The 4,423-nt window shown below is 72.6% G+C and carries 5 protein-coding genes; 4 read left to right on the forward strand and 1 reads right to left on the reverse strand.

The genetic code is table 11. The features are described from left to right. Window positions 1-857, reverse strand: an 857-nt coding sequence (locus NBZ85_RS28130) for a GAF domain-containing protein (RefSeq protein ID WP_261562999.1), incomplete at its 3' end; no start/stop codon positions are given. Between the two features lie 636 nt (window positions 858-1,493). On the opposite strand from NBZ85_RS28130, the gene NBZ85_RS28135 reads away from it, so the two are divergent. From NBZ85_RS28135 to NBZ85_RS28150, 4 genes are all read left to right on the forward strand, one after another. Continuing rightward, window positions 1,494-2,108, forward strand: a complete 615-nt coding sequence (locus NBZ85_RS28135) for a cysteine dioxygenase (RefSeq protein ID WP_261557977.1) — start codon at window positions 1,494-1,496, stop codon at window positions 2,106-2,108. Next, on the forward strand, window positions 2,105-2,506 hold the full coding sequence (locus NBZ85_RS28140) for a rhodanese-like domain-containing protein (protein ID WP_261557976.1): 402 nt from the start codon (window positions 2,105-2,107) through the stop codon (window positions 2,504-2,506). The genes NBZ85_RS28135 and NBZ85_RS28140 overlap by 4 nt, the downstream gene beginning before the upstream one ends. Window positions 2,507-3,300: 794 nt before the next feature. Continuing rightward, a complete protein-coding gene (locus NBZ85_RS28145) occupies window positions 3,301-3,669 on the forward strand; it encodes a WhiB family transcriptional regulator (protein ID WP_261557975.1) in 369 nt (122 codons plus the stop codon). 224 nt (window positions 3,670-3,893) lie between these two features. Further along, window positions 3,894-4,423 (forward strand): SixA phosphatase family protein (locus tag NBZ85_RS28150; protein ID WP_261563001.1); only part of this gene is annotated, 530 nt, incomplete at its 3' end.

A 4,423-nucleotide genomic window follows, 5' to 3' on the forward strand; every position in this document is an offset into this window, starting at 1 on the left:
GCGCCGACCAGCACGGCTCGCCCGGTGCGCATCGCCTCGGTCATCCGCTCGTTGTCGGTGAAGACCCGGCCGCGCAGGTGCTCCTGTCCCGATCCGTCCACCACCCCGACGACCAGCCCGGCGGCGTCGGGGACGAGGATCGCCGCGAGGCGGGCGGCGGTCGCCTGCCGGGCACGGCGCGCCACCAGCTCGAGGGCCTGTTCGGGTTCGGCCACCGACAGCAGCGCCGTGGTGATCTCAGCGCTGGCGGCCAGCCAGGCCTGGCGGCGCCGCGTCGCCTCGTACAGGCGGGCATTCTCGATCGCGAAGCCGACCGCGGCGGCCAGCGCGCTGGCCAGACTCTCGTCCTCCAGGGTGAACTCGCCGCCGCCGTGCTTCGCCCCGAGGAACAGGGTGCCGAACGCCTCTCCCCGCACCACGATCGGGACGTTGAGGAAGGTGTCGAATCGGGGACGGCCCGGGGGGAACCCGACGGCGGCCGGATCGCGCGTGGCATCGGGGACCCGCAGCGGTCGGGGACTGCGCAGGCTCTCCCCGATCAGCCCGCGCCCCAGCGGCAGCCGGCCGATCATCGCGGGCACACCCTCGGCGAACCCGACGTGGATGAGTTCGGTGATCTCGCCGGCCTCGCCGATGACCCCGAGGGCACCGTACTCGGCGTCGACGAGCTGGCTGGCCGCCTGCGCGATGCGGCGCAGCGTGACCGGCAGGCTCAGTTCCCGGGCGACGTCGACCACCGCGTCGAGCAGGCCCTGCATCCGCGACTGCGTCGACGCCACCGCGTCGACCTGCGCGGACAGGCGGGTACGCAGCTCATCGAGTGACGAAGGACCGACCAGGGCCGGCGATTCACTCATCGGAGGGCACAACGGTCATCGCGGGTGATTCCTCCTCGCTCCGCCCGGTTCCCTGTCGGACCCCCCGGCGAAGAGCGGTCACCCGAAGGTGGGATCACTGTGGCGTGCAGAATATCCACCAGCGCGATTTCGGGGAACACCTGCCGCGGCGGCCCGGGTCCCTTCCGCCGCCGGCGCCCGGGTCCGCCGCGCCGTCGCAGACACGACGTGGTCCGCCGTCGCGCAACGTGGAGCGTGGCCGCGACCAGAAGTACAGTGTGCTGCATGGCAGTGCTGCACCTCTTCCTGCATCGCGATCGCGTGACGGACCTGGGTCGGGCCGTCAGCGCGGCGTGTACCGGGCGGGTCTGAGGCGCCTCGTCGCCGCCGCCCGGCGGGTCGGCTGACGAGTCCCGTCGCCGCCCTGCCGTGCCCTCACCGGCGGACTGGCGCGCCCCAGCCCCGTCCGCCTTCCGGTCCCGCACCGCGTCGGGTCCGGCCGAACGCTCCCCGTGCGCTCCCGAGCGCGCCCCGCCGCCCGGTCGCGGCGTCCCACCGGGGTGAACGGCCGCCCCCGCGCTTCTCTGCCTCCTGCCGGCCGTCCTCCTCCCGGCCGCCACGGTGGCATCGCTCGCCTCCACCGTTCTGGGAGTCCCCGTGCCTCTTCTGCACCCGGCGCTCGTCGCCGACCCGGCCCGCCACGTCGAACCCTTCGTGCCGACCGAGTGCCTCAGCGACGAGCCGGGCACCGTCGACCTGGCGACGCTGCGGGATCTGACCGCCGCCCTCGCCGGGGTGCCGCGGATCTGGCGTCCGGTGATCCACCACCGGCCCGACCGCCGCTGGTACACCCGGCTGCTACTGTCCGCGACGGTCGAGGTGTGGTTGATCGGGTGGTACCCGGGGCAGCAGACCGAGGTGCACGACCATGGGGGCGCGCTGGGAGCGATGGCGGTCGCCGAGGGCCGCGTCGAAGAGGACCGGTACGACCGGAACTGGGCGATCACACGGGTCCGCGAGCACGTCACCGGCGCCGCCGTCGGTTTCGGCGCGGCGCACGTGCACCGGGTCGCCAACCGCGGGCTGGAGGTCGCCACGACAATCCACGCCTACTCCCCGCCGGAGCTGCCGATGCGCTTCGCCCCGGCGCAGAGCGACGCCGACGTGCGCGCCGTCATCGGGACGGCCGTCCCCATGACAGCCGTCCCCATGACAGCCGTGGCGGCCCACGCCGGGCAGGACGTCGCCGCCGGCGCTGGCGCCACGCGATGACTGCCGGCGCGAGCCGGATCGACGCGCTGCTCGCCGCGGCCCGTTCCCGGCTGCGCCGCCTCGAGCCCGTCGAGGCGGCGCGGGCCCTGGCCGAGGAGCCGGGCAGCGTCCTCGTCGACATTCGGCCGGCCGCCCAACGGGCCGCGGAGGGGGAGATCCCCGAGGCTGTGATCGTCGAACGCAACGTGCTCGAATGGCGCTTCGACCCCACCAGCGACGCCCGGCTGCCGATCGCGACCGGTGACGACCTTCAGGTCATCGTGATCTGTTCCGAGGGCTACACCTCGAGCCTGGCGGCCGATGCGCTGCGCCAGCTCGGCCTGTGGCGAGCCACCGATGTGATCGGTGGATACCACGCCTGGGCCACTGCTGGCCTACCAACCCGCGGCGGTGCGTGACCGGCCGGCACCGCTCGCCCCACCCGGCGGCACGCCACCCGGTCCGCTCGCTTACCCCGAGCCACGTTCACGGCACTTGCACCAGCAAAGGCGTCGAATGTGGTTCTGCGCACATTTCGCGGCCGAATCCGGCCTGACGGCGCCACCCGAACGGGGTGCCCCCGTTCGTCATCTGCCCGCAACCCGGCCGCGCGCGGCGCTGGATCGGTGATCGTAGGCCGCTCGACGGGGGCCCCCGTGGCCCGAGTCGGCCACCCGACAGTGATCTCCCCGACGCCCGTTTCCGCTGTCCACCAACGATTCCAGCCCCGACGGCACACGCCGGCCGGCATGCAGCCGCCACTCCCCCAGAGATCATCGAGCTCGGGCCGAGGCGACACGGGCCCTGCGGACGGTGCCCCGATGCGCCCCCGGACGATCCACCGGAGCACTCCGGACGTCCGCGTTCCGGAACCCTTGCTATCCGGTTGAGAGACGTCTACGTTCCTCGGTTAACGAGACGAGACGGGATCGTTTCCGAGTGGAACCCGCCCCCGGTACGCCAAGCAAATGGCGCCGTCGGCGGATTCCTCCCGGGAACCCCAGGGGGCTTCTCGCCGCAAGAAGGTTGACCTGCCTGTCTGGGGTGTCGCGCTACGCCGGATTTGGCGGTCTGCAAAGCATGTGTCCGCCTTTGCAACGTCAGCAGGAGACGGTATGCCCAGTCAGCCCAGCGTGCTATCTGTCCGAAGCTCCGCCGCACTCAGTTTCCTGTTCGCCACGTATCCCTGCGTCTGCGTCAGCGGTGAAGCCCGATGAGCGCCGGCGTACCCGTTCTTCCCGGTCGTGATCTGCCGCCGCAGCCGTTCGGGGCCGGATGGCCCGCGTACTGGCGTCAGGATGCGGCCTGCCGCGACGGCGATCCGGACGCGTTCTTCCCCCCCGACGGCCGCAACACCAAGGCCCGGGCCGCCGCCGAAATCCGCGCCCGCAAGATCTGCTCCGAGTGCCCGGTGCAGCGTCCCTGCCTGGCCACCGCGATCTTCCGGCAGGAGGAGCATGGAGTGTGGGGTGGGCTGACCTCGGACGAACGCGCCACCGTCGTGCCGCGTGGCCGCCTGAGCGCCGAGGACGCGCTGGTGTTCGCCGACCGCCTGCTGCTGTCGGCCTCGGTCGCCAGCTGACCCACGAAGACACCCTCGGCGAACGGCCCGATCCCGGCCCGGGGTCGGGCCGTTCGCCGTCGAGGGTCGCGTCGAGCCCGCCCGAACTAGCGTGCGTGCGGACTTCGGCGCATTCCCCAGCTGGTATATTTCCGCATTCCTGAACCGCTCGACGCGGCCGTGTGCTGGAATGCGAGTGCAGCCATGTTTTCCACGTTCGGTATCACGTCACTCGGCGGTGTCCGGTGAGGCCGCCCCACCGGTTGCTGTTGCTCCGCCACGCCAAGTCCGACTGGGCCGACGGATCCACCCCCGACATCGACCGGCCGCTGTCCGACGCCGGTCGCCGCGGCTGCCGGCTCATCACCCGCCACCTCGCCGACCACAGACTGGCCCCCGATCTCATCCTGTGCTCGGCCGCCCTGCGGACCAGGCAGACCGTCGAAGGCATCGCCTCGGCGCTGCCCGCGGACGTGCCGGTGCTGGTCGAGGACCGCCTCTACCTGGCCGAAGCGCAGGCCCTGCTGGAACGGTTGCACGAGATCGACGACGGGGTGCCGAGTGTCCTGCTCGTGGGGCACAATCCCGGCATCCACACGCTCGCCGTGGCCCTGCTCGCCCCCGGCGAGCGGCTCCGGATCCCGACCTTCCCGACCGCCGCGCTCGCCGTCGAGGACCTGGCCGTGCCGCGGTGGGCCGAGCTCGGCCAGGACTCGACCCGGCTCGTCTCGTTCGTCACCCCCCGTGCGCTGCGCGAGCGCGCGGAACCCCCGGC

It is taken from the genome of Frankia tisae (assembly GCF_025403405.1).
GTDB classification, from domain to species: Bacteria; Actinomycetota; Actinomycetes; order Frankiales; family Frankiaceae; genus Frankia; species Frankia tisai.

What these genes read in the sequence shown, in the direction of transcription:
- NBZ85_RS28140 (WP_261557976.1), top strand. Translation starts at nt 2,105, where the DNA reads ATGACTGCCGGCGCGAGCCGGATCGACGCGCTGCTCGCCGCGGCCCGT.
- NBZ85_RS28145 (WP_261557975.1), top strand. Translation starts at nt 3,301, where the DNA reads ATGAGCGCCGGCGTACCCGTTCTTCCCGGTCGTGATCTGCCGCCGCAG.